This window comes from Rhizobium etli 8C-3 (genome assembly GCF_001908375.1).
Classification (GTDB): Bacteria; Pseudomonadota; Alphaproteobacteria; order Rhizobiales; family Rhizobiaceae; genus Rhizobium; species Rhizobium etli_B.
This window is the reverse complement of the sequence record NZ_CP017244.1, coordinates 34,064-56,058: the sequence shown is the minus strand read 5'-3', so window position 1 is coordinate 56,058 and position 21,995 is coordinate 34,064. Positions and strand designations below refer to the sequence as shown.

Below are 21,995 nucleotides of genomic sequence, written 5' to 3'. Positions count from 1 at the left end.
GGTTTCGTTTTCCCTGCAGGAGCCGCCGATGACGCGCGTCTGGTCTTACCGCCCTCAACTCCTGCACCTGGGTTTATTTTTTGCGGCCTATGTCCTGGGTTGCGGCTTCGCACAGGCACTTGCGATCGTACCCGGAACAGGCATTTCCATATGGCCTCCGAGCGGGCTTTTCATTGCAACCCTTATCCTCGCACCCAAACAGAGCTGGCCATGGTGGGTGCTGGTCGGCTGCCTCGGCGAGCTGTTCGGCAACGTCTTGTGGTTCCAAAGCCCGCTGCCTGCCGCCATCCTGATTTATGCCGGCAACGCGCTCGGAGCCACGGTCGGGGCGTGGCTCGTAAACCGGACTTTGGGTGGGCCGGCGCGGCTGGAAACCTTGCGGGAAGTTCTTGTATTCGTCGTATTGGGCGCTGGAGTTGCCCCAGTGGTCAGCGCGACGATCGGAAGTGCGACGCTTGCGTGGTTCGGCATATTTTCGCAAACTTTCTTGGGAGCCTGGCCTCTCTGGTGGATCGGGGATGCCACTGGGGTCCTGATCGTCGCGCCACTCGCGCTGGTCGTGATCCAGAACTGGAACGGCAAGGCCGAGCTAACGGCTGCGCGATGGATAGAAGCGTGTGCCGTGGGACTTATCCTTCTCGGCGTCGCGGCCCTTTCGCTCGGCGGCTACCTGCCTTTCGCATATATCATCATGCCGCCGCTGCTTTGGGCCGCGGTGCGCTTTGAGTTCAAGGGGGCTGCCGTTACCCTCGCCCTCCTCGCGCTCATAACCGCGATCTTCACGATATCCGGCGCCAGCCAGTTCGCCGGAAATGCCGAGGATCAGCGCCACAACCAGATCATGCTGCAACTCTTCCTGGCGATCTCGGCATTTTCGGCCCTGGTTGTGGCCGCCATATCCCGGCAGCACCAACTCGCGTTGCTGACATTACGCCAGAGTGTGGAAGCCCTGCGCGACCGAGAGCGAGAGCTTTCGCAGATCGTGAACATGGTCCCAGTCCACATCAGACGGCTGACGCCCGAAGGCGAGCCGACCTTCTTCAACAAGCGCCTGGTGGATTTTTTCGGGTTTGATCTGCAACAGTTGAGCAGGCCAGGCACAAGCCAGCTCGTGACAAACATTGAGACTCTTGTCCATCCAGATGATGCGAATGGCCTGTTACAAGCGGTGCGCAACGCCGTCGCCACAGGCGAACCATACTCGATGAAATACCGCATGCGTCGCGCCGACGGCGTGTATCGCTGGGTTGACGGCCGGGCGGAACCACTGCGAGACGAAGGCGGGAAGATCTTGCAATGGTACGCTATCTCCATCGACATCGATGATGAGGTGCGCGCGCTGGAGGCCTTGCGCGACCGGGAGCGGGAGCTCTCGCAGCTTGTGGACGCCTTGCCAGTCCACATCTGGAGCTGGACGCCTGCTGGCGAGCTGGCCTACGTCAACAAGCGATCTTTGGAGGATCTCGGCCTTTCCAAGGCGAACTTCGAAGATACCGTCCGGGTGGCGCAAAAGCTGGTTCATCCCGAAGACGCCCCCGAGGTGCTGCGAGCGTCGGCCAACTGCCTTAAAACTGGCGACGCCTTCATGATGCGGTATCGGCGGCGTTGGAAAGATGGCAACTATCGCTGGATAGAGGCGCGCGCGCAGCCTCTGCGCGATCAAGATGGAGCGATCGTTCACTGGTATCAGGTGTCTGTCGACATCGACGATCAGGTGCAGGCCGAAGAGGCGCTGAAGAGCAGCAAGCGGCAGTTGGAGCAAATGATCGATGCCATGCCCTTCAATATCCTGAGTTTCGCCGCTTCAGGCGAGATGACCTACACCAGCAAGCGATATCTCGACGACGTTGGTTTTCCGACGGCAGACATTAAAGACTTCGATGCGCTGGCCCGAGACGTGGCTCACCCCGACGACTATCCAACAATGTTTCAAAGGGCATCGGATGGCTTTGCGACCGGGCAGCCTTTCGTGAACCGGTTTCGCCGGCGCAACAAGCAGGGCGTCTATCGCTGGATAGAGGCGCGCGCCCAGCCTCTGCGCGATGCAGATGGCACAATCGTGCAATGGTACATTGCTTCGATCGACATTGAGGACGAGATGCGCGCGCAGGCGGCATTGCGCGAGAGAGAACGCTTCCTTTGGCAACTGGTGGAAACACTGCCGGCGATGATCGATTGTGCTGCGCCGAACGGCGAACCAGTCTATCGCAGCCAGCAACTGCGCGAGTTCCTTGGCTATGAGCTGGAGGAACTGGATGGGAAGGCCAAATCGCGGCTGAACGGCACGCTCGATGCCGGGGTCCATCCCGACGATGTCGCGGGCGTCAAGGAGCAATATGCCCATTGCCTGGCGACCGGCGAACCCTATCTCAGGAAGCACCGCCTGCGGCGCTTCGACGGCGAATATATCTGGGTGGAAACGCGCGCCGCGCCGATGCGCAAGGACGACGGCACAATCGTGCAATGGAACGTCATCTGCCTGGATATCGATGGCGAGGTGCGGATGCAGGAAGAGCTGCGCCTGGCGCAGGAGCGGCTTTCGCGCGCCAGCCAAGCCGCGAGCCTCGCGGAGCTTTCGGCCTCCATCGCCCACGAGGTGAATCAGCCCTTGGCGGCGATCGTCGCCAATTCGCATGCGTGCTACCGCTGGCTATCGGCTGAGCCAGTCAATGTCGCGCGCGCCAAGATCACGACCGAACGGGTCATCCGCGACGCCAACTCGGCGGCGGAAGTCGTCGGCCGTGTCCGGGCGCTGTTCAAGCAATCTGTGGAGAATAGGATCAGCCTCTCGCTCTCCGGCGTCATCACCGAGGCGTGTAACCTTGTGGCAGGGGAGGCTTTGCGCCGTCGCACGCGGATCGACATCGACGTGGAAGGCAAGCTTCCGCCTATTACGGTCGACCGCATCCAGATTCAGCAGGTCCTGGTCAATCTCATGCGCAATGGCATGGAGGCAATGGAGGCTGTCGCAGGGGAAAAAGCTCTCGATGTGCGCGCCCATCGCGTGGGCAGCGAGGTGCAGACCGAAATAGGCGACCGGGGAAATGGCATCGAGTTCCCGGATCAGATCTTCGAACCGTTCTTCACGACGAAAGAGAACGGAATGGGCATGGGTCTCGCCATCTGCCGTTCGATCGTCGAGGCGCATGGCGGGCGTTTATGGGCCGAGAAAAATGAACCGCATGGCTCGCGGTTCATTTTTACCTTACCGATCGTAGAGAAAGCGGCACCATGACCCCGGATGACCATGTTGTTTTCATCGTCGACGATGACGAACGCATCCGGGAGGCGCTCGGCGAGCTCCTGGAGACCCACGGCATGCGCGCCATCGCATTCGGTTCGGCCGGTGATTATGTGGACGCCGAGAAACCGGATCTACCTGCCTGCCTGATACTCGACGTTGAATTGCCCGATATCAACGGCCTCGAACTGCAGGGGCAGATCGCCGAGGGCGATCATCCGCCGATCGTCTTCATTACCGGCCATGGCGACATCCCCTCTTCGGTGCGGGCGATCAAGCACGGTGCAGTGGATTTTCTCACCAAACCGTTTAGCGACGCAGACCTTATGGCTGCGGTGCATATGGCAATTTCCGAGGATCGGCGAAAGCGATCTGAGCGGGCTGAACTCGACATGCTGAGACAACGCTATCTCGAACTGACGCCACGCGAACGCGACGTGCTGCCGCTCGTGGTCAGCGGCCTGCTCAACAAGCAGGCGGCATCCCAACTTGGAATAAGCGAAGTGACACTGCAAATCCATCGGAGGAATGTAATGCAGAAAATGGCGGCAGCATCGCTTGCCGATCTGGTGCGCATGGCAGAGCGATTGGGAATACCGATCACCCATTCGCGCCGTGCAGGAGGAAATTGAGCATGGAGAAGACAAGACCGATCGTCGCCGTAGTCGATGACGATGCAAGGCTGCTCGAATCGCTGGAGGAGCTGCTGGAATCGGCCGGCTATGCAGCTTGCTGTTTCCGGTCGGCTGAGCATCTGCTGACCCGCGGCCTGTCGAACCTGGATTTGTTGATCACTGATATTGGCATGCCGGGCACGAACGGCTTTGAGCTTCGTGACATCGTCAACAAGGCGCGTCCGGAACTACCGGTATTCCTGGTCACCGGCCGTCACGAGATCGCCGACCAGCGCCGCGCCAAGGGCGTCGACGGCTTTTTTCGAAAGCCATTCGATGCGCCTGCCCTACTCATCGCGATAGGGGAAGCTTTGCAGAAATCGAAAAATGGAGGGTGACATGAGAATTGACCAGCCGCTCCGGAGATCGGCACCGCTGTCGCAGCATCACAAGAATGACACATGTGAACCCATCGTCGTCATTGTCGATGACGATGCGGCCGTGCGCGAGGCCTTGTCGGAGCTGATCCTCTCGGCGGGCTTTCAGCCTGTAAGCTTCGCCTCGACCCGTGAAGTGCTCGACGCCGACATACTGGACAGCCCCGGCTGCCTGATCCTTGACGTACGCATGCCTGGGGCGAACGGCCTTCACCTGCAGCACCATCTGGCGGAGAGCGGCAATGCGAAGCCGATCATCTTCCTGACTGGACATGGCGATATTCCGATGACCGTGCAGGCGATGAAGGCAGGCGCCGTTGATTTTCTCACCAAGCCGGTGCGCGACCAGACGCTGCTCGATGCGGTGATCGCCGGCATTGCGCTCGACGCGTCGCGACGGGCCAACGCCCTGGTTGTCAGGCGCAACATCGAACGCCTGGAGACGCTGACGCACCGCGAGCGCGAGATCCTGCGTGAAGTGGCGCGGGGGCGGCTCAACAAGCAGATCGCCTTCGACCTCGGGATACGCGAGGTCACGGTCAAGTTGCACCGCGCCAATGTCATGCGCAAGATGGAGGTCGGGTCGATCGGCGAGTTGATCAGGGCTTGGGAGACGCTGCCCATAGCGATGCGCGAGGCCGCTGGCGGCTGGTTTTGAGGGGATCGATCCTGCTCGGGGATATCGATGTCGCAGATGGTACGTTGTACTTACATCGCTTCCACGGCTCTCGCCTCACGGGCTAGGAAGTCGCCGAACAGTTTGACGCGCGAAGGCACGGTGCGGCCGAAGGCGTGCAGCGCATTGAATGGCAGGCTCGGAAGCGCGATCTCCGATGCAACCGTGACAAGCGCACCTGCTTGCAATTCCTTCGCCACCAGACACCGCAGCAGATAGACAGCACCCAACCCAGCGAGCGCCGCCTGGATGAGCGCGGCGCCTGAATCGCAATCTACGCGACCGGCGGGAACAAAGCTGCTGCCGTCTGTCAGACGTACAGGCTGGATCAAGCCCCCGAGCACGTAACGGGCAAAGGGCACGACTGCCAGATGTTCGACAGACAGCGGATTGCCCCAGGTTTCAAGAAAAGCCGGAGATGCGACGATCGCCATCGGCAGGTCGGCCAGATGGCGGACGATCAAATCGTCTTGCGTCGGATTGCCAGCGCGCAACACGACGTCATAATCCTCCCGGATCAGATCGACGAAGCGGTCAGTAAGGCCGATATCGAGATGTAAGTTGGGATTGTCGGCCGCAAAGCCTGTAAACAGCCGCGGCAGCAGCAGGGGCGCCAGCTCGCTTGGCATGCTAACGCGCAGGCGGCCGGAGAGTGCGGCATCGGCCCCGATCCCCTCGTCGCTCGAATCCAGATCCCGCAAGAGCGGTGCGACGCGCTCAAAGAAAATCTGGCCATCCTGTGTCAAAGTCAAGGCCCGGGTGGAGCGCAAGAAGAGACGCGTGCCGATCTTCTTTTCAAGCCTCGCCACGCTCTTCGACACCGCCGATGGCGTCGTATCGAGGTTGCGTGCCGCGGCACTGAAGGAACCGGCCTCCACCGTTCGCACAAAGGCCATCAATCCAGAAGTCTCGTTCAGCAGGTTCGGCATTTGCAACTCCGCGGCACAGATCATGTGCCTGCCCATGATCTAATGGATGACAGTGCCGGCGTTTATCTCAATCTCAGTTGAAAGGAGATAAACAATGCAACAACTAAAAGACAAGGTCGCCGTTATCACCGGTGGAAATAGCGGCATCGGCAGGGCGACCGCCAAGCTTTTTGCCGAGGAAGGCGCGAGGGTCGTCATCACCGGCCGGCGCCAGGATGTTGTCGACCAAGCGGTGCGCGACATCGGTCATCATGCCATTGGCATCGTGGGCGACGTCGCCGACCTCGAACATCACCACGAGGTTGTGGACATGGTGGAGAACCATTTTGGTGGCCTCGATATCTATATTGCCAACGCCGGCGTCATCAATCTCACTGCGTCCCACAATGTGACTCCGGAAGACTACGACCGGCATTTCGCCATCAACACGCGCGGCGTGTTCTTCGGTGTGCAGACGATCGCACCACTGATCCGCGATGGCGGCAGCATCATCGTCACGAGTTCGCTAGCGGCGACAAAGGTATTGCCGGACCACGCGGTTTACGCCGGATCGAAGGCCGCCGTCGCAGCCTTCGCCAAAAACTGGGCGATCGAATTCAAGGCACGGCGCATCCGCGTCAACATACTTAGCCCGGGGCCGGTCGAAACGGAAATCCTCGGCAAGCTCGGCGTATCGGAGGCCGAACGTCCTGCATTCGAGCATCACATGGCATCGATCATTCCGGCAGGGCGGATGGGACGGCCGGAGGAACTGGCGCGCGCCGCACTCTTCCTCGCCTCCGACGCGAGCAGCTTCGTCAATGGGATCGAACTTCATGCCGACGGCGGCATGACCCTGGCTTGAAAGGCTCGGAGAACGCCGAATACAGGGGCTCCCGGCAGATCGATCGGGAGTCGAGGCAGACCGGAAGGGAACCGGACGGCTTGACGCAGCATTGGATCGCACAAGCTCGACGTGCTGCCGAGGAGTTCCGGTGGCAGAAGATGCCATTATCCGCCGTCTTTGATGACCACAACCATACCGGCGCTTTTTTAAGGACCTTGCCGAATCCTTCGTCGCCCTTCGGATCGTTGCATTGGATAATCCTATTGATGATTGTCGAACATGATGATCGCTTAATGTTGCCGCAATGCTCGCAAGGCGTTGAGGATCACTGCGACATCGATTGCTTCTTGCAGCAACGCACCTTGCAGGGGCGGAAGAAATCCAAAGGCAGCTGCAATCATCCCGGCGATTGAAAGCCCGAGCCCCGCGACAACGCTCTGGCGTGCAATGACGACTGTCCTTTGGGCGGCGGTCAGCGCGTCAGCCAGAGGTTCGAGACGATCCACGAGCAAAACAACGCCAGCGGCCTCCGAGGATGCGGCCGCTCCGCGCGCCCCCAGCGCGACACCGACGTCGGCGGCAGCAAGGGCGGGGGCATCATTAATACCGTCGCCAACCATCATCACGGGACCGAAACGCCGCGCGGATTGAACGCATTCGACCTTTGAAGCGGGGCTTTGCTCACAAAGAATCTCCTCGATGCCAAGTGCTTCGCCGACATCTCTGGTGACCTCTGACCTGTCTCCCGAAGCCAGAATTATTCTTCCGATCCCCGCATCGCGCAGTTTGCGAAGTACGGTCACGGCTTCCGGGCGCACAGGATCTGCCATAACGATCAGTCCTGCCGCGACGCCATCGACTGCAACCGCAACCACGACTTCGCCCGTACGGCGACCGGATAGAAACGCCCGCGGACTGCCCTGCAGCACCCGGCGCTCCACGAAACCGCTGCCGCCGACGATCACGCGATGCCGGCCGACAGTTCCTTCGATCCCTACTCCAGGGAATTCCGTGACACTGTCTGGCGGAACAAGGTTCAGGCCGCGTTCACGGGCGGCCGCAATGAGTGCTGTAGCCATGACGTGGCCAGAAGCCTGATCGAGCGATGCGGCGAGACGCAGCAATTCGTTCGCGTCGATCCACTTAGCATTTTTTATTGCGACAATGGCCGCCGCACCGCGTGTAAGTGTACCCGTCTTGTCCAGAATGGCGACGCGCACGCGGCTCAAAGCTTCCAGAATTCCGCCATCTTTCACGAGGCATCCGATGGCAGCGCAGCGGGAAATGCCCGACATGATGGCGACGGGGACGGCGAGGATGAGTGGACAGGGTGTGGCGATGACAAGAACCGCAAGGGCCCGGCGTGGGTCATTGGACAATAACCAGGCCGCCAGAGCCAGAGAGACGCTCACGGCGAGAAATACCAATCCGTAGCGATCTGCGAGGCGAGCCATCGGCGCCCTGCTCTTCTGAGCGGTTTCGACAAGACGGATGATCGCGGCGTATGTGCTTTCGGATGCCGAACGAATTGCCTTGATATCAAAGACGCCACCGACCGAGGTGCTGCCGCTTAGAACTTCGTCACCGATACCATGCATTCTGGGGAGGGCTTCGCCCGTCAAGGCAGACTGATCGAGGAGAGCATGATCTCTGACGACGATTCCATCGACCGGCAAAACCTCGCCCTGACGCACCATAAGGCGGTCGCCGGCCCTGATGTCTGCAATCGGAACCTCCTGCAGACAGCCGTCTTCGTATCGAAAGGCGGTTTGGGCGACGCGGCCAAGCAATGCCGTCATCTCGCGGGCAGCACGCTGGGACGCGTATGCTTCCAGCATCTGGCCACCGGCATACATCAAAGCAACGACATTGGCGGCAAGGGGTTCGCCGAATGAAAGGGCGAATGCCATCGACAGTGCTGCCAGGATGTCCAGCCCGAAATCACCGCGATGGAGAGAGCCGAACGTCTGCCACAACAGCGCTCCGAGGACCGGCAGGGTGAAAATCGTCCATACGAGCCGGGCACTGGCGGGATCCTTCAATAGCGCAAAGATCAACCCTGCAGAAAGTCCGAGCGCCGCAATCAGCGGCAGCCATATGTCGCGCGCTTTAGAGAGAAAGACTATCGGTCCGGTCGCTGTATTCGGGGTCATGATCGCTTCCACCGCCGTGGCTTACGCGCCAGACGCGGCGTCGCCTGATCTGTTTTGACGACCTGATCAAAGCCGCTTCATCAGGCGCCGCATTGATCTGTCTCAAGAGTGCATGGCTAGATCGGTCGCTTAGCCGCCCTGTTGATCGTTTGTCAGATGGAGAAGCACTTTCATTTCGAACGAGTAGGCGCTTGTGGCGGCATTTGCGCTACATCAATGCCGGAGCTGCCGAAAAAGGAGAAAACAGACTCTGAACGGCAGCAATCCGTAAGAGGAGGAGTAAGACATGACTGCACGATATTTTCTTCCGCTGGCAACCTATCCCGATTCAAGCTCCGGACTGATCGTTTCGAACGCTGTAACCTTTGCTCAGGCCTGCGGCGCAAATCTTGACGTGTGTGCGATAAGGATCGAGATTCCGCACATCCCCAATGCATGGTCTTCCTTGCTGTTGGATACGCCAAGGATGATCGAGCAGGCAGAAATATTGAGCCGCGATCGCGCGGCAACGCTGATGGCAGCCGCTACGAACCTCGCAGCGAACGCCAATGTTGCTCTCTTTACGCGGGAAATAAAAGCGAACTTGCCCTTGCTGCATGAGACGGCAGCAACGGAAGCGCGTTTTTTCGATCTGACCGTTCTCGAATGTAACGGGGAGGTTCCAGAGACGCGCAGCATTGCCGAAGCGGTGATCTTCGGTTCTGGCCGGCCAGCCGTCATATTTCCAAACAAGACCTTCGCAGGACCGATTGATCATCTGGTCATAGCTTGGGACGGAAGCCGGGCCGCCGCCCGGGCAGTCAACGATGCGGGCTCCTTCATTCGCAAGGCGCGACGGGTTTCGGTGCTGTCTTTGAGCGGCGAAAAGCCTGTCTCGGAAGCGAGCGGAGCGCGCCTGGCCAAGTACTTGGTCTCAAGCGGGGCCAATGCAGGCGCAACCGTTGCCAGGTTTACCTCGTCATCGATCGGCGCAAGCCTCCAACGGGCCGCGCTCGAGCTGGACGCTGACATGCTGGTAATGGGAGGATACGGACATTCCAGACTTCGAGAGTTTGTCCTCGGCGGAGCGACCGAAAGCGTCCTGGAAGAGCCTCTCTTGCCTGTTCTCATGTCACATTGATAGGTGCTGTTGCGATGGTGGAAACGGCTGTGTTGCCGCGGTGTGATGAGGCCGTCTCTGAAGATCTGCCGGTCGGCTCCGGCGGTAAATTATCGGGCGCCAGCGCGGCGGCCCCAGGTGGTCCTATCGAGCTCGGTTCCCCGCGGTGGCAGCTTTGCAGGACTGGACCTCGATGATCAGACCAATTGCTATCCGGAGGCAGGCCAACGGTCGCGCTAACTGGTTTTCGCTTCAGTGCCTTTGATAAAGCAGTCCCGCGTCGATGGTCTCGTTCCGCTTCGCGTTCATGTTGCGTTTCCGTCAAACCAAATCTCTATTCCAAGCTTAGAATATAGGCCGACACGTCCTCAACATCGGTCGGCGAGAGTATTATGTTCGGCATGGTTGGATGACTTTGGGCCGTGAGCCAGACGTTGAGTGCCATGGCGGTCATTCCAGGTGTCGCAGCCACCGCTTCGAAGCTGGGCGCTTCGGCAACGGGGGATCGATTTTGACCTGCAAGGACGGCGTGGCATGTTGCACATACCTCAAGTGCGAGCCGGCGCCCGTGCAGAATATCCTGCGCTCGCGCTGCCGAACCCGTTGCAAAGATGCCGACAATGACTGCGACGGTCGCTGTTCGCATCGCGATATTCCTTTGGATGCTCCCTGGATTGTGGGTTGAGACGACGATTGAGTTGCTCGCCGGTCGCACATGGTGATTAGCGGCGGTGGCTCTTTCACCTGTCGGTGCAGTTGCAACAATGCCGACCGTCTTGGCGAGGAACTTCGCTCCGTCGCAAATGTTCCGCCGCAGGCTTGATCACCCTCTTAATATATATTATATTTAATTATATAATGATCAGCTACAAGGTAACTCCATGACGATCTCCAAGATCTCTGACAGGCTTTCCGTGATGCCGCAGCCCGATATCGGCGACTTTCAGTCCTTGCGCGAGCAGGGGTTTACAGCGCTGATCAATGCGCGTCCGGACAACGAGGAGGCCGGCCAGCCTGGAACCGCCGCTGAAGAGCGGGCCGCCATCCAGTCGAACATGTCTTATTCCTATATCCCCATCACCATGGCGACTGTCACCGAGGCAGACATCATTGCGTTCCAGAAGGCTCTGAAGGATTCAGCCGGACCTGTCGTTGCCCACTGTAAGTCGGGAGCGCGCGCGCTTCTTCTCTACGCGCTCGGCGAAGTTCTAGACGGGCGGATGAAGCCGCACGACGTGCTCCCATTCGGTCAGAGGAACGGAATCGACCTGTCGGTCGCCGCCAGGTGGGTCGAAAAGCGTGCTGCATCGCGCCCGCAGGTCAAGGGTTTCTTCGACAAGCGGACATGGAGCATTCAATATGTTGTGTCGGATCCCGAAACCGGCAAGTGCGCGATCATCGACCCCGTGCTCGATTTCGACGAGAAGGCAGGGGCGACGGCGACGCGCAGTGCCGACGCCATCCTTGAATACGTGCGCGGGAACGGTTTTTCGGTGGAATGGATCCTCGACACCCATCCGCATGCGGACCATTTTTCCGCCGCCCAGTACCTGAAGGAAAGGACGGGTGCGCCGACGGCAATCGGAGAACGCGTCGTCGACGTCCAGAAGCTCTGGAAGGGCATCTACAACTGGCCCGAGCTCAAGACGGATGGCTCGCAATGGGACCGGCTGTTTGCCAACGGCGAAACCTTCAACGTCGGCTCGATCGAGGCGAAGGTGATGTTTTCACCGGGGCACACGCTTGCTTCCGTTACCTATGTGATCGGCGATGCCGCGTTCGTCCATGACACCATTTTCATGCCGGACAGCGGAACGGCTCGAGCCGACTTCCCCGGCGGCGACGCCCGAATGTTGTGGAGGTCCATTCAGGACATCGTCGCCCTACCCGACGAAACCCGCGTCTTCACCGGGCACGACTATCAGCCCAATGGCCGCGCGCCGCGATGGGAGAGTACGGTCGGCGAACAGAAAAAGGCAAACTCGCATCTTGCCGGAGTTTCCGAGGAGGCCTTTGTGAAACTTCGTACCGAACGCGACAAAGCACTACCCATGCCGAAGCTTATCCTGCACGCGCTGCAGGTCAATTTGCGCGGCGGCCGATTGCCCGAGCCGGAAGCAAACGGCAAGCGGTATCTGAAATTTCCTCTGGACGCTCTCAAAGAGGCGGCATGGTGACTGTCATGAATGTGAAACCGAAAAACATGACGCTCGAAGACATGGGTGCACGAGCGACGGACGTGTCGGGACTCCTGAAGACGCTGTCGCATCCGAGCCGGCTGATGGTCGTCTGTACCCTGGTTGAGCGAGAGCATTCGGTCGGAGAACTGGAGCAGAAGCTGGACATCCACCAGCCGCATCTCTCCCAACACCTGACGGGGCTGCGCGAGGCCGGGATCGTCGAGACGCGCAGGGAGGGAAAGCAGATCTTCTATCGTTTGACGGCAGACAAGGCTGCCCGCCTCGTCGGCGCGCTCTATGAGATCTTCTGTGAGGAGGTGTCCTGATGACGACCTACCTTCCGTCTCTTTTCGGCGGGATGCTGATCGGGCTTTCGGCCGCGATGCTCCTTCTGTTGAACGGCCACATCGCCGGGATCAGCGGCATTGTCGGCAGACTGGCGCTTGGCGTTGGCGTTTCTGTCAACCTCGCCTTCTTAACTGGCCTCGTTCTCGGTCCGCTTGTCTTTCTCGCTGCCTTCGGTCACTGGCCGACGGTCACGATTACCGCCATTTGGCCGACGATCATCGTCGCCGGCCTGCTCGTGGGAACGGGCTCGCGCATGGGCTGCGGCTGCACCAGCGGTCACGGCGTTGTCGGTCTTGCCAGACTGTCGCCACGTTCGGTAGCCGCCGTCATCACTTTTTTGACCTCCGGTGTCGTTGCCGTGACCCTGTCGAAAGGATTGGGTCTATGAGCCGCGTCGCCCTTCAAATTGTGGCAGCCCTGATCTCTGGAACCCTATTCGGCTTTGGCCTTTCGCTGTCGGGCATGCTTGACCCTGCGCGGGTGCAGGGATTTCTCGACGTCTTCGGGACTTGGGATCCGAGCCTCGGCTTCGTGCTCGCAGGTGCCGTCACCGTAGCGTTCGCCGGTGTCAGCCTGTCCCGTCTAATGCGTCGGCCTGTCCTCAACTATTCCTTCGACATGCCAAGAAACCGCAAGATCGACGCGCCGCTGATCATTGGTTCGGCCATCTTCGGGCTTGGCTGGGGCTTAGGCGGTTTCTGCCCCGGCCCGGCCATCGCAGCTTTGCCGTTAGGGTTTTCGCGGTCCTTCGGCTTCGTCTTTGCAATGTTGGTTGGCATGGCCGCTCACGACCGGCTGCTGAGGAGATCGACGTGACGTATTCGGTTGCCTCCGCAGTGAGCTCCGGCGCGCTGGTGGGCTTCATGCTCGGATTGCTGGGCGGGGTGCTTCGCCGTTGCCGTCGGTTTCGGTCTTTTTGATCCGATTGGCGCAGACGACCATCGAGCCGGTCTCGCCCTTGCGGACATTGGCCCCGAGCTCCAATGCCTGGCGAAACGTCATCCAGGCCGACGCGGCAAAGCCACGGGTCGCCGCCGGTGGTAAGGTCGCGTGCCTGCGTGACCGAGCGGCTGTAGAATTGACCGGCACCGTGGGCCGAGCCGATGAAGGAGCCGACCATGCGCTGCGTGTGGATCTGCATGGCTTTCTCGCCTAGGCCATCCTTGAGCGCCTCGGCGCTGTCGATCAGCTGGCTGCGATGCAGGTCACGAACTCCGTCGCTGTCGATGACGGGAAGGCCGAAGCTGTCCGAGATGCGCAGCGCCTGGGCACTGTCGGGGCAGGCGCAGGCCGGCGAGCGCGAAGATATCGCCTTTGCGGTCGGACAACGGGTCGAGCCAGCCGGCGCCATTATGGGTGACAATGACGATCTCGCCGCCGCGTCGGAATTTCAAGGCCCGACTACTGCTCTCACGCTTGTCAGCTGGAAACCGGCGGCGATCGACATGCCTCATCGAGACCGCGGGGAGCCACAGCAGATAAGGGGTGCGACATCTGGCATGTGCAGGCAGGCATGCGCTCGTCGGCGAGGACCGCACATTGGCTCGCGTCGGATCAGGAGCGAATTCAGCGATCGACCGCTGCTGGCAGGGTGCTGCCAATTCAGGCTTGGTAGTGGTCCATGCGGATCAGCGGAGAGACACCAGCCGCGCTTGTGCGCTTAAGCCCGGGAAACAGCTGAGAGCCTGCGGCTTGCGGCCGCATCCTTGACGGTCCGAGCAATTGTCTTGAGGAAGGTCGGGCTAAAACTGCCGAGCGGCGTCGTGGACTCGAAGTCGAAGGCCTTGTCGAGTTCGACGCGGTTATACTCGTCGAGAATGATGAAGCAGGGGAAATCGAGACCAGCGCGGCGGCATTCGATCTGGCTGATCGGCAAGAAAAGACGTTCCTCTGTCGGCAGCTGTGAGGTGATGGCGAACAGGAAGACGACGCCCGGAACGGCGTTGGTCCGCACGACGACACAGACCGGACGTGCCTTGCGGCCCGTTTCCTCGCCGGCATCCGCCTGACGCTTCCAGAGATAGTTGAAACGCACGACGTCTCCAGCCTCAAACATGGCCGTCCTCGAGCAGTTCATCGATGCCGGTCATCAACTCGTCGTGTACTGTTTCAGGCGCATCCTCGAGGCCGTAGGCGGCGGTATGGGAGCGCCCCAGGAGTTTGCGGTATTGATCCGCCGTCAGGATGACGAGCTTTTCCTTGCCGCGCTTCGTGAGCGTCACCGGCTCAATCAGGGCTGCCTCGAGAATCTCGCCCGAGGCTCTGTTCATGTCAGAAAAGGAAAACTGCTTCATAGCCACCTCCGGTCACTTACGTAAAATACGTATTTCATGCGGTTCATGCAAGTCGGCCGGATGTCGGCCGACTTGCATTTGGAGTTATGCCGCCGCTTGGCGTTGGCTGTGCAGGTCATGCAGGTAGGCGACAGCGCGTTGCGCATACGCGGCAGCCTGTACGATGAACCGCTTGTCGTTCTGAAGGAAGGTCAGCCAGGAAACAAGATAGCTGGCATGCTCGGCTCTTGGTTCAAGCACCGGAACGATACCCAGATCGGCAGCTAGGAAAACGGCGCCGAGCTCGGCGATTAGTTCTTCGCGGGCGCGTTCCGAGCGATCCTTAGCGTAACGGGAAAAATCGCGATTGAGCCGGTGGGTCGCTCCCGCCCAATGAACTTCCTCATGGGCAAGGGTCGCGTAGTAGCTCTCGACATCACGGAACGCCTCGATCGGCGGCATCTGGATAATATCGGGCCCCGGCGCGTAAAAGGCCTTGTCGCCGCCGTGACGGATGACGGCGCCGGTCGCCCGGAAAAAGGCGTCCGCATGTTCAAGACGCTCTCGAGGAGCAGCCTCGGGACGTAGCGCCAACGCCAGGATTTCTTCAATCGGGCACGACCAGATCGTCAACTCCATCACGTCATAGACTGCAAATCAACCTTTCCCGTCATTGTTTTGCGTGGAGATCGCTTCCTGGGCCTCGAAATGATCGGTGATCTGCGCGCCAGTCGCGATCCAGACATCGCCCTTATCCAAGACGTGCTTAAGGAAATCGCGCAGGATGTACCAGCGCATCGGCCTGCCGGAGACCTGCGGATGCAGAACCATGGTCGTCACGCCGCCCCAGGCATGGGTCGCCTCAAATTCATCGATCCAGAGAGGAAGCACGGCGTTGCGGCCGAACAGCGTTCCCTGGCTCAAACGGCTCTTCATGCCGAAGTTCCAGTCGTCGAAGGCGAAGTTGACGGGAATTTCCACCGGGCCTGCCAGTCCCTCGGCGCCGGCATGGCGATAGGGTAGAATGTCGTCACGGAAGGAACTGGAATAGCGAATGCCGGACGCTTTCAGATACGCAAGCAATTCAGGAAAATTCTCGCCTGAAGGAGCGCGGTAGCCGATGGGGCGTATGCCGAGCGCGGACTGGAGCGCTTCGAATCCGCGGTCGATTTCCTCGAAGGCCTGGTCGCAATTTACCCGATCCGGCAACTTGTGAATGAACCCGTGATGACCGATCTCATGGCCTGCCGCGACCACGGCTTCGCACTGGGCGGGGTGAGCCAGCGCCGTCCAACCAGGTATGAAGAAGGTAGCCTTTAGGCCAAGTTCGTCCATCAGTTCGAGAATTTTGGCGATGCCGACGCGGGCGTCGTAGCCGCCGTGAGAAGTCGTGACCATCCGGTCGACGTTGGACGGATTGTTGCCGATCCAGGCCGTTTCGGCGTCGACATCGAAGCCGATGAACAGCGCGCTTTTCGCGCCGTTCGGCCAGATCATCTTAGGTGTCTTGGGCGCGGGGTTAAGCGGACGGGGGGAGAGGTCGAACTTCATGTCTCAGGCTTTCATTGGAAAGTTGGGACGCTGTCGGCGTGGCCGGCCATCAGCGCTTCGATCTGCATGCAATCTTCGATCTGCTCGAGATCGCCAAGTAATTGCCACAGGGCGGCCACGCCATCGGCAGCGAGACTCAACCCGGCAAGTTCACGGAACTTGGCTTCGACGGCTGCAGGCTGCATCGGGCGCTCCGCCGAACCTGTCGCGCGAGGCACGATCCGTTCGGTGCAAAGGCCGTCGCGGAAGGTCAGCGTCACGACCGGCTCGGCCATGGCGTCCATGGCATCATCGACAGTGATGCCGATATTCTCCATCAACGCATGCACCTCGGGGTGGTTTCGGCACTCCTCAGTATAGGCTTCCAGGCCCGCGGTCCCAAACACGCAACGTGCGGCAAGAGCGTAAGGCAGACTCATTTGCGTGGCCGCCATGGCGCCGCCCACTTTCGCGCCGCACATGTCCTTCAGCATGGCGCTCATGCGAAGGTCGATGCGAGCGATGTCGCCGGCTTCCCGGCCGGTCTCGGCCAGCATGTCCTGGAGCGCGTCGACAGACGAATGCGCGCCCCGGCAGGATGCGTAGGGCTTCAACACCGCGCGGTTGATCTTCCAGACCTCGCCGAGCCCTTCGGCGAGAAGCTCGGGATAGCAGTCAGACCTGTTGTAGGCATTGAAAAAGCCGCCCCATACGTCATCAAAGACGCGTGAAGGGCCGGCAAACCCATTCGCCGCCAGCAGGGCGGCCAGGAGACCGCCTTCCGCTGCACGACCGGCATGGAGTTTCTTCGCCAGCGAACCGTCATGAATGAAGGCCCACAGGCCGGAGGAAAAGCTGGTGGCGAGCGTAATGGCGTCGCGCGTCGCCGATGCATTGAAGCTGAGCAGATTGGCCGCCGCCGCAGCAGAGGCCAGCGTGCCGCAGGTGCCGGTCGAATGCCAACCCAGCCGGTTATGGGCGTCGTAGCCGCCGGTGGCTTCCAGAATACGGCGCCCGACATCGTAACCCGCGACGACCGCGGTAATAATGCGCTTGCCGTCTATCGGCCGCCCGGCTTCGTGCAGGGCCGAAAACAGGGCAGGCAGAATAACGGCGCCAGAATGATCGCAACCGCCGGCGTCATCCAGTTCGAAGGCATGGGCTGCGAAACCGTTGACGAGCGCTGCGTCGCGAGCGGACCCGGTGAGGTGCGTTCCCCACAACCGCACCGGGCCTGCGGGGCGCATCGCCCGAACGGAGATGGAGAATTCCGCGGAACGCGCGCCGGCGAGCGCTGCGCCGAGCGTATCGGAAATGTGGATTTTCGCCTTAGCGACGACACTTGCTGGTAGGGTGTCGTAGTCGAGCGCAGAGACGAAACGGGCCAGCCTATCGACCGGCGTGTCGGCGAGAGAACGGTTCATGGAGATCTCGGGCGAGAGAATTGCACAGCCAGAGGGCGATGCGAGGGCAGCCCCCGACCGCAAAACGTCGCGGTCGGGCTTCTCGAAGTTGAATGCTGCAGGCTTACTTCACGGTTTCGCTATTGATATAGATGCCATCGAGCATGGTGCCTTCAAGACCGTGCTTGGCAAAGATCGCCCGGTACTCACCGGAGGCCATGATAGCCTTAAGTGCGCCGGCGTAGGCGTCGCGCAATGCGGGATCCTTCTTGGAGAAGGCTATACCCTGATAGACGGCCGTGATGGGCTCTCCGACGATGGCATAGGTATCCTTTTCGAGGGTCATCAGGTAAGGCAAGGTTTCTGAGCCCTGGACAGCGCCGTCGAGGCGACCCTGCTTCAGTTGTGCGCGTGCGTCGGCTGAACCTTCCGTGCCAACCACCTTGATGGCAGCAAGCCCTTTAGCCTCGCAGTTTGCGGCGCTCCACTTGGTGGTTTCATCCGGGAACGACGTACGGCGGCTCATGCCGACCGTCTTGCCACAGAAGTCCGCAGGGGTCTTGAACTCCTCCTTGCGCGTCGTGGAGGTGTAGAACTGTGCACCGGACTTCATGTAGTCGACGAAATCCAGGGTATCTCGGCGCTTCGGGAGATCGCTCATGCCGCTATGGATGAGATCGACGCGGCCCGTCTCCAGAGACGATATCATCTGCTCGAAGCCGATATCCGCCCATTCGACACTGGTGCCCAACTGCTTGGCGAGTGCCACACCGAGGTCGATGTCGACCCCCATCAGCGTATTGGTGGCGGGGTCCTTGTATTCCATCGGCGGGTAATTCGGCTGGTTGGCGACGATGACCTTGCCAGCGGATTTGATGCGATCCGGCAGGCCTTCGGCGTGCACGGCCGTGGACGCAAGAACGGCGGCGAGAGGGACAAGAGCTGCTTTCATGTAAGTTCCCCTTTTTAGAACTGGTTGGATTGATTTTTGTCTTGGGTTTAGGGCCGGCCGGTTCGACCGGCCCGACTGTTTTCAGCTGTGTACTGCCTTGATGAATTCGGCGGTCCGGGGACTTTTCGGCGAACCGAGAACCTCCGATGCCGGGCCGATCTCGACCATCTTGCCCGCCTCCATGAAAGCGACAGTATTCGCGACGTTGCGGGCAAAGCCCAGTTCATGGGTGACCACGATCATGGTCATGCCGCTCGCGGCGAGATCCTTCATCACGTCCAGCACCTCAGAGACGAGTTCTGGGTCGAGCGCCGAAGTGGGTTCGTCGAAAAGGATCAGTTCGGGGCGCATGCACATCGCACGAGCAATCGCCACGCGCTGTTGCTGGCCGCCGGAAAGCTGCGAGGGATAATGGCCGGCCTTGTCACCCAGCCCCACACGCAGCAGCAGATCGTCGGCGCGCTTGCGCACCTCGGCCACCGGCTCGCGAAGAACCTGAACGGGACCTTCCATGATGTTTTCCAGCGCCGTCTTGTGCGGAAACAGATTGAACCTCTGGAAGACCATGCCGATCCGGCGGCGCTGTCGCGACATTTCAGCGTCGCTGACCTCGTGAAGATTGTTTCCTTCGCGGCGATAGCCGACCAACTCGTCGTTCACCCAGATCGCGCCCGAGTTCATCTTCTCAAGCTGGTTGATACAGCGAAGAAAGGTGCTCTTGCCCGACCCCGAGGGTCCGATGACGCAGCAGACCTCGCCTTTGGCGATTTCCAGGCTGACCTTGTCGAGCGCCGTGAATGTCCCGTAAAGCTTGGTAACGTCAACGGCCTTTACAACGATATCTTTGCTCATCTCTTACCTCACATCGAAGCGCTGATGGCTTTGCTGCCACGGCCGAAATACTGCTCGATATAATGCTGGACTATCGAGAGGACGGAGACGACGGCGAGATACCAGAAGCTGGCGACGAGCAAAAGTTCGAGGACGCGGGTGTTTGCGAAATAGATGATCTGCGCGTTGTGCAGGATTTCCGAATACTGGATGACGCTGGCAAGGGAGGTGAGTTTGACCATGCCGATCACCTCGTTGCCGACCGGCGGGACCATGACGCGCATGGCCTGCGGCAGGACGATTCGGCGCAGCATCATCATCTGCGTCATTCCGATCGAACGGGCAGCCTCGTACTGGCCGCTATCCACGGACAAGAGCCCGCTGCGCACCACTTCCGACGTGTAGGCGCCCTGGGAGATTCCGAGCCCCAGCATGGCCGCGACGAACGGCGTCATGACGTCCACGGTGCGAAACTCGAAGAGCCCCGGAATGCCCATGGTTGGGAAGATCAGCGCCAAATTGAACCAGATCATGAGTTGGAGAAGCGCCGGCGCACCTCGGAAGATCCAGACATAGCCCACCGCGATAGAGGACAGGACCGGATTGCCGGAAACGCGCATGATAGCGATCAGCACGCCAAGCACGATGCCCAACGTCATCGCGGCGACCGTCATGACCAGCGTACTTTTCAGACCGTCGAGGATAGCGGGTGCGAAGAGAAAGTCGCGGACATAGCTCCATTCGATCTGGCCGATGCTGAAGGCGCGGACGATGGCGGCTAGGATCAACAGGACGACCGCGGCGGCAACCATGCGTCCGAAATGGCGCTTGGGAACAAGCGTCAGGTGCGCAATCTCGTATTTCTGTTCGAGCGTGGTGTGATGCGTGTCAGCGGCGCTCATCGTGCACCTCGCCCCCGCGGCGACGCGGCTTTACTGCCCGGCAGGCTCAACTCGCTGGTCGCGAAGGCTTTCTTGGCCTCCAGCGCGTCATTGAAGCGTGCGATCTGTTCGCGGACCCTGATCGGCGATGTGGCGCCGTAGCCGATGCGACTGGCAAGCGCGCCCTCAAGCGTCATGGCTTCAAGCACTCCGGGCTTCAGGCGGGCGTCAATGCGAGGCAGGTCTTCCTCGGTCAAGCCGGCAAGGTCATGGCCGCGCTCCTCGCAATAACGGACCACAGCGCCGGTGATCTCGTGCGCCTGCGCGAAGGATACGTTCTGTGAAACGAGCCAGTCCGCGACCTCCGTTGCGAGCGTGAAACCTTTGGGTGCTTCTTCGCGCAGCCGGGCGACATCGAATTCGAACGTTTCGACCATGCCGGCGAAAGCGGGCAGGATGATTTCGAGAATGTCGATGCTCTCGAACAGGGCGCGTTTGTCTTCGGCAAGGTCGCGGTTGTAGGCGAGCGGCATTGCCTTCATCGTGGCCAGGAAGCCGGCGATATTGCCGATCAGCGTGCCGCTCATGCCACGTGTCAGTTCGGCGATGTCGGGATTCTTCTTCTGCGGCATGATCGACGATCCCGTGGAATAGGAATCGTGCAGCGTGACCCAGCTGAATTGCTTGGAACTCCAGATGCAGATTTCCTCGGCAAGCCGCGACAGACTCACGGCTACGAGAGAGCAGATGAACAGGAATTCGGCAACGTGATCGCGGCCCGACACGGCATCGATGGAGTTCTCGCAAGCACCCGCATAGCCGAGTTCCATTGCCGAGAGATCTGGGCGGCAGGCGATGCCGGAACCCGCAAGCGCGGCAGCCCCGAGGGGCGAGCGGTCGAAGCGCCGGTCGAAATCCTCAAACCGCTCCAGATCGCGCAGCAGGCTTTGCGCGTGCGCCATCAGGTGATGGCCGAGCACGATGGGCTGGGCCGGCTGCAGGTGAGTGAAGCCCGGCATTACCGTTTCTGTGTGCCTGGAGGCCTGGGTGACGAGCGCCGTCTCGACGGCAATGATGCCGCGCGACAATTCCCGCGCCATGCGGCGCAGGTAAAGACGGGTGTTGTTGGAAGTCTGGTCGTTGCGCGAGCGGCCGGCCCGCAATTTTCCACCCAGGACGCCAAGCCGCTGCATCAGCAAGCGTTCGAGGAACGTGTGGATGTCTTCGTCAGCGGCGATGGGTTTTTCATCTCCGTTTGCAACATCGGCCTCGACGCGGTCGAGTGTTTCACGGATCGTCGCAAACTCCGCCTCGTCCAGCACGCCGGCTCGCTTGAGTTCGGAGGCATGAGCGCGCGAACCGGCCAGGTCCTCGCGGTAAAGCCGGAAATAAGAGGGGTGAGAGCGTGAAAGCTTGGCGAGTGCTTCCGAGGGGGCAGACTTGAAGCGGCCACCCCAGAGCTGGGTCGGCTCTGACATAATTGTTCCCTCTTTTGTTTAATATTGAGGCAACGCTCCCATGTGATCCCAATTCGAGCAAGCGAAGTTAATTCCTTGGCCTATGAGAAAAACGACTAGCCAGTAACGGCTTTGGCATTTAGTCTGAAAGCGACTAATCGGCGC

22 protein-coding genes and 1 pseudogene are annotated in these 21,995 nt (G+C 60.3%); 10 read left to right on the top strand and 13 right to left on the bottom strand.

The window, feature by feature from the left end; all coding sequences use genetic code 11:
- Positions 1-28 precede the first annotated feature (28 nt).
- Genes AM571_RS25070 through AM571_RS25055 form a run of 4 tightly spaced genes read left to right on the top strand, consistent with a single transcriptional unit; the run spans position 29 to position 4,950 of the window.
- Entirely contained in the window at positions 29-3,235 is a 3,207-nt protein-coding gene (locus AM571_RS25070; RefSeq protein ID WP_074063782.1) for a PAS domain-containing protein, read from the top strand.
- Entirely contained in the window at positions 3,232-3,873 is a 642-nt protein-coding gene (locus AM571_RS25065) for a response regulator transcription factor (RefSeq protein ID WP_074063781.1), read from the top strand. The genes AM571_RS25070 and AM571_RS25065 overlap by 4 nt, the downstream gene beginning before the upstream one ends.
- Positions 3,874-3,875: 2 nt before the next feature.
- Positions 3,876-4,253 carry a response regulator gene (locus AM571_RS25060; protein ID WP_074063780.1) on the top strand — a complete coding sequence of 126 codons (378 nt, stop codon included), beginning with the start codon at positions 3,876-3,878 and terminating at the stop codon, positions 4,251-4,253.
- Position 4,254: 1 nt separating this feature from the next.
- Positions 4,255-4,950 (top strand): response regulator transcription factor, encoded by a 696-nt coding sequence (locus tag AM571_RS25055; protein WP_074063779.1) that lies wholly within the window; start codon positions 4,255-4,257, stop codon positions 4,948-4,950.
- Positions 4,951-5,000: 50 nt separating this feature from the next.
- Here the strand turns inward: AM571_RS25055 and AM571_RS25050 are convergent, their stop codons facing one another.
- Complete coding sequence (locus AM571_RS25050; protein ID WP_074063778.1) at positions 5,001-5,933, bottom strand: LysR family transcriptional regulator; 933 nt, start codon at positions 5,931-5,933, stop codon at positions 5,001-5,003.
- 58 nt (positions 5,934-5,991) lie between these two features.
- Here AM571_RS25050 and AM571_RS25045 point away from each other — a divergent pair, with 58 nt between their 5' ends.
- Entirely contained in the window at positions 5,992-6,741 is a 750-nt protein-coding gene (locus AM571_RS25045; protein ID WP_074063777.1) for an SDR family NAD(P)-dependent oxidoreductase, read from the top strand.
- A 272-nt stretch (positions 6,742-7,013) separates the two neighbouring features.
- Here the strand turns inward: AM571_RS25045 and AM571_RS25040 are convergent, their stop codons facing one another.
- On the bottom strand, positions 7,014-8,876 hold the full coding sequence (locus AM571_RS25040; RefSeq protein WP_074063776.1) for a heavy metal translocating P-type ATPase: 1,863 nt from the start codon (positions 8,874-8,876) through the stop codon (positions 7,014-7,016).
- A 286-nt stretch (positions 8,877-9,162) separates the two neighbouring features.
- Here AM571_RS25040 and AM571_RS25035 point away from each other — a divergent pair, with 286 nt between their 5' ends.
- Entirely contained in the window at positions 9,163-9,996 is an 834-nt protein-coding gene (locus tag AM571_RS25035) for a universal stress protein (RefSeq protein WP_074063775.1), read from the top strand.
- Between the two features lie 313 nt (positions 9,997-10,309).
- Here the strand turns inward: AM571_RS25035 and AM571_RS25030 are convergent, their stop codons facing one another.
- Positions 10,310-10,621, bottom strand: coding sequence for a c-type cytochrome (locus tag AM571_RS25030; RefSeq protein WP_074063774.1), 312 nt, complete (start codon positions 10,619-10,621; stop codon positions 10,310-10,312).
- Positions 10,622-10,856: 235 nt separating this feature from the next.
- Here AM571_RS25030 and blh point away from each other — a divergent pair, with 235 nt between their 5' ends.
- From blh to AM571_RS25010, 4 genes are read left to right on the top strand one after another with little or no spacing between them, the layout of a single operon-like run.
- Positions 10,857-12,152, top strand: coding sequence for a bifunctional sulfur transferase/dioxygenase Blh (gene blh, locus AM571_RS25025; protein WP_074063773.1), 1,296 nt, complete (start codon positions 10,857-10,859; stop codon positions 12,150-12,152).
- 5 nt (positions 12,153-12,157) lie between these two features.
- Positions 12,158-12,481: a sulfite-sensing transcriptional repressor BigR gene (bigR, locus tag AM571_RS25020; RefSeq protein ID WP_237358635.1), complete on the top strand. Its 324-nt coding sequence runs from the start codon at positions 12,158-12,160 to the stop codon at positions 12,479-12,481.
- Positions 12,481-12,891, top strand: coding sequence for a YeeE/YedE family protein (locus tag AM571_RS25015; protein WP_074063771.1), 411 nt, complete (start codon positions 12,481-12,483; stop codon positions 12,889-12,891). Before bigR ends, AM571_RS25015 begins: the two co-directional genes overlap by 1 nt.
- The gene (locus AM571_RS25010; protein ID WP_074063770.1) at positions 12,888-13,319 is read left to right on the top strand and encodes a DUF6691 family protein; all 432 of its coding nucleotides are present in this window, start codon (positions 12,888-12,890) and stop codon (positions 13,317-13,319) included. The genes AM571_RS25015 and AM571_RS25010 overlap by 4 nt, the downstream gene beginning before the upstream one ends.
- 45 nt (positions 13,320-13,364) lie before the next feature.
- Here AM571_RS25010 and AM571_RS37720 read toward each other — a convergent pair whose 3' ends face one another.
- The 10 genes and pseudogenes from AM571_RS37720 to argH form a co-directional block, all read right to left on the bottom strand.
- Positions 13,365-13,592, bottom strand: coding sequence for an ArdC-like ssDNA-binding domain-containing protein (locus AM571_RS37720; protein ID WP_074063769.1), 228 nt, complete (start codon positions 13,590-13,592; stop codon positions 13,365-13,367).
- 571 nt (positions 13,593-14,163) lie between these two features.
- Positions 14,164-14,559 (bottom strand): hypothetical protein, encoded by a 396-nt coding sequence (locus tag AM571_RS24990; RefSeq protein ID WP_074063767.1) that lies wholly within the window; start codon positions 14,557-14,559, stop codon positions 14,164-14,166.
- Complete coding sequence (locus AM571_RS24985; RefSeq protein WP_074063766.1) at positions 14,552-14,797, bottom strand: type II toxin-antitoxin system prevent-host-death family antitoxin; 246 nt, start codon at positions 14,795-14,797, stop codon at positions 14,552-14,554. Before AM571_RS24985 ends, AM571_RS24990 begins: the two co-directional genes overlap by 8 nt.
- An 84-nt stretch (positions 14,798-14,881) precedes the next feature.
- Positions 14,882-15,358: pseudogene (locus AM571_RS24980) on the bottom strand (zincin-like metallopeptidase domain-containing protein); the annotation flags it as partial.
- 75 nt (positions 15,359-15,433) lie between these two features.
- Entirely contained in the window at positions 15,434-16,327 is an 894-nt protein-coding gene (locus AM571_RS24975) for a polysaccharide deacetylase family protein (protein WP_074063765.1), read from the bottom strand.
- An 11-nt stretch (positions 16,328-16,338) separates the two neighbouring features.
- Positions 16,339-17,730: an MmgE/PrpD family protein gene (locus AM571_RS24970; protein ID WP_074063764.1), complete on the bottom strand. Its 1,392-nt coding sequence runs from the start codon at positions 17,728-17,730 to the stop codon at positions 16,339-16,341.
- A gap of 103 nt (positions 17,731-17,833) precedes the next feature.
- Positions 17,834-18,661: an ABC transporter substrate-binding protein gene (locus tag AM571_RS24965; RefSeq protein WP_074063763.1), complete on the bottom strand. Its 828-nt coding sequence runs from the start codon at positions 18,659-18,661 to the stop codon at positions 17,834-17,836.
- 81 nt (positions 18,662-18,742) lie between these two features.
- Complete coding sequence (locus AM571_RS24960) at positions 18,743-19,513, bottom strand: amino acid ABC transporter ATP-binding protein (protein WP_074063762.1); 771 nt, start codon at positions 19,511-19,513, stop codon at positions 18,743-18,745.
- A gap of 8 nt (positions 19,514-19,521) precedes the next feature.
- Positions 19,522-20,394 carry an amino acid ABC transporter permease gene (locus AM571_RS24955; RefSeq protein WP_074063761.1) on the bottom strand — a complete coding sequence of 291 codons (873 nt, stop codon included), beginning with the start codon at positions 20,392-20,394 and terminating at the stop codon, positions 19,522-19,524.
- Complete coding sequence (gene argH, locus AM571_RS24950) at positions 20,391-21,851, bottom strand: argininosuccinate lyase (RefSeq protein ID WP_074063760.1); 1,461 nt, start codon at positions 21,849-21,851, stop codon at positions 20,391-20,393. Before argH ends, AM571_RS24955 begins: the two co-directional genes overlap by 4 nt.
- Positions 21,852-21,995 lie beyond the last annotated feature (144 nt).

Coding starts and splice junctions, on each gene's coding strand:
- AM571_RS25070 (WP_074063782.1), top strand. CDS start 29: ATGACGCGCGTCTGGTCTTACCGCCCTCAACTCCTGCACCTGGGTTTA.
- argH (WP_074063760.1), bottom strand. CDS start 21,851: ATGTCAGAGCCGACCCAGCTCTGGGGTGGCCGCTTCAAGTCTGCCCCC.
- AM571_RS24990 (WP_074063767.1), bottom strand. CDS start 14,559: ATGTTTGAGGCTGGAGACGTCGTGCGTTTCAACTATCTCTGGAAGCGT.
- AM571_RS24960 (WP_074063762.1), bottom strand. CDS start 19,513: ATGAGCAAAGATATCGTTGTAAAGGCCGTTGACGTTACCAAGCTTTAC.
- AM571_RS25060 (WP_074063780.1), top strand. CDS start 3,876: ATGGAGAAGACAAGACCGATCGTCGCCGTAGTCGATGACGATGCAAGG.
- AM571_RS25030 (WP_074063774.1), bottom strand. CDS start 10,621: ATGCGAACAGCGACCGTCGCAGTCATTGTCGGCATCTTTGCAACGGGT.
- AM571_RS24985 (WP_074063766.1), bottom strand. CDS start 14,797: ATGAAGCAGTTTTCCTTTTCTGACATGAACAGAGCCTCGGGCGAGATT.
- AM571_RS24970 (WP_074063764.1), bottom strand. CDS start 17,730: ATGAACCGTTCTCTCGCCGACACGCCGGTCGATAGGCTGGCCCGTTTC.
- AM571_RS24965 (WP_074063763.1), bottom strand. CDS start 18,661: ATGAAAGCAGCTCTTGTCCCTCTCGCCGCCGTTCTTGCGTCCACGGCC.
- AM571_RS24975 (WP_074063765.1), bottom strand. CDS start 16,327: ATGAAGTTCGACCTCTCCCCCCGTCCGCTTAACCCCGCGCCCAAGACA.
- AM571_RS25010 (WP_074063770.1), top strand. CDS start 12,888: ATGAGCCGCGTCGCCCTTCAAATTGTGGCAGCCCTGATCTCTGGAACC.
- AM571_RS25050 (WP_074063778.1), bottom strand. CDS start 5,933: ATGGGCAGGCACATGATCTGTGCCGCGGAGTTGCAAATGCCGAACCTG.
- AM571_RS25065 (WP_074063781.1), top strand. CDS start 3,232: ATGACCCCGGATGACCATGTTGTTTTCATCGTCGACGATGACGAACGC.
- AM571_RS25035 (WP_074063775.1), top strand. CDS start 9,163: ATGACTGCACGATATTTTCTTCCGCTGGCAACCTATCCCGATTCAAGC.
- bigR (WP_237358635.1), top strand. CDS start 12,158: ATGAATGTGAAACCGAAAAACATGACGCTCGAAGACATGGGTGCACGA.
- AM571_RS25015 (WP_074063771.1), top strand. CDS start 12,481: ATGACGACCTACCTTCCGTCTCTTTTCGGCGGGATGCTGATCGGGCTT.
- AM571_RS25055 (WP_074063779.1), top strand. CDS start 4,255: ATGAGAATTGACCAGCCGCTCCGGAGATCGGCACCGCTGTCGCAGCAT.
- AM571_RS25040 (WP_074063776.1), bottom strand. CDS start 8,876: ATGACCCCGAATACAGCGACCGGACCGATAGTCTTTCTCTCTAAAGCG.
- AM571_RS24955 (WP_074063761.1), bottom strand. CDS start 20,394: ATGAGCGCCGCTGACACGCATCACACCACGCTCGAACAGAAATACGAG.
- AM571_RS25045 (WP_074063777.1), top strand. CDS start 5,992: ATGCAACAACTAAAAGACAAGGTCGCCGTTATCACCGGTGGAAATAGC.
- blh (WP_074063773.1), top strand. CDS start 10,857: ATGACGATCTCCAAGATCTCTGACAGGCTTTCCGTGATGCCGCAGCCC.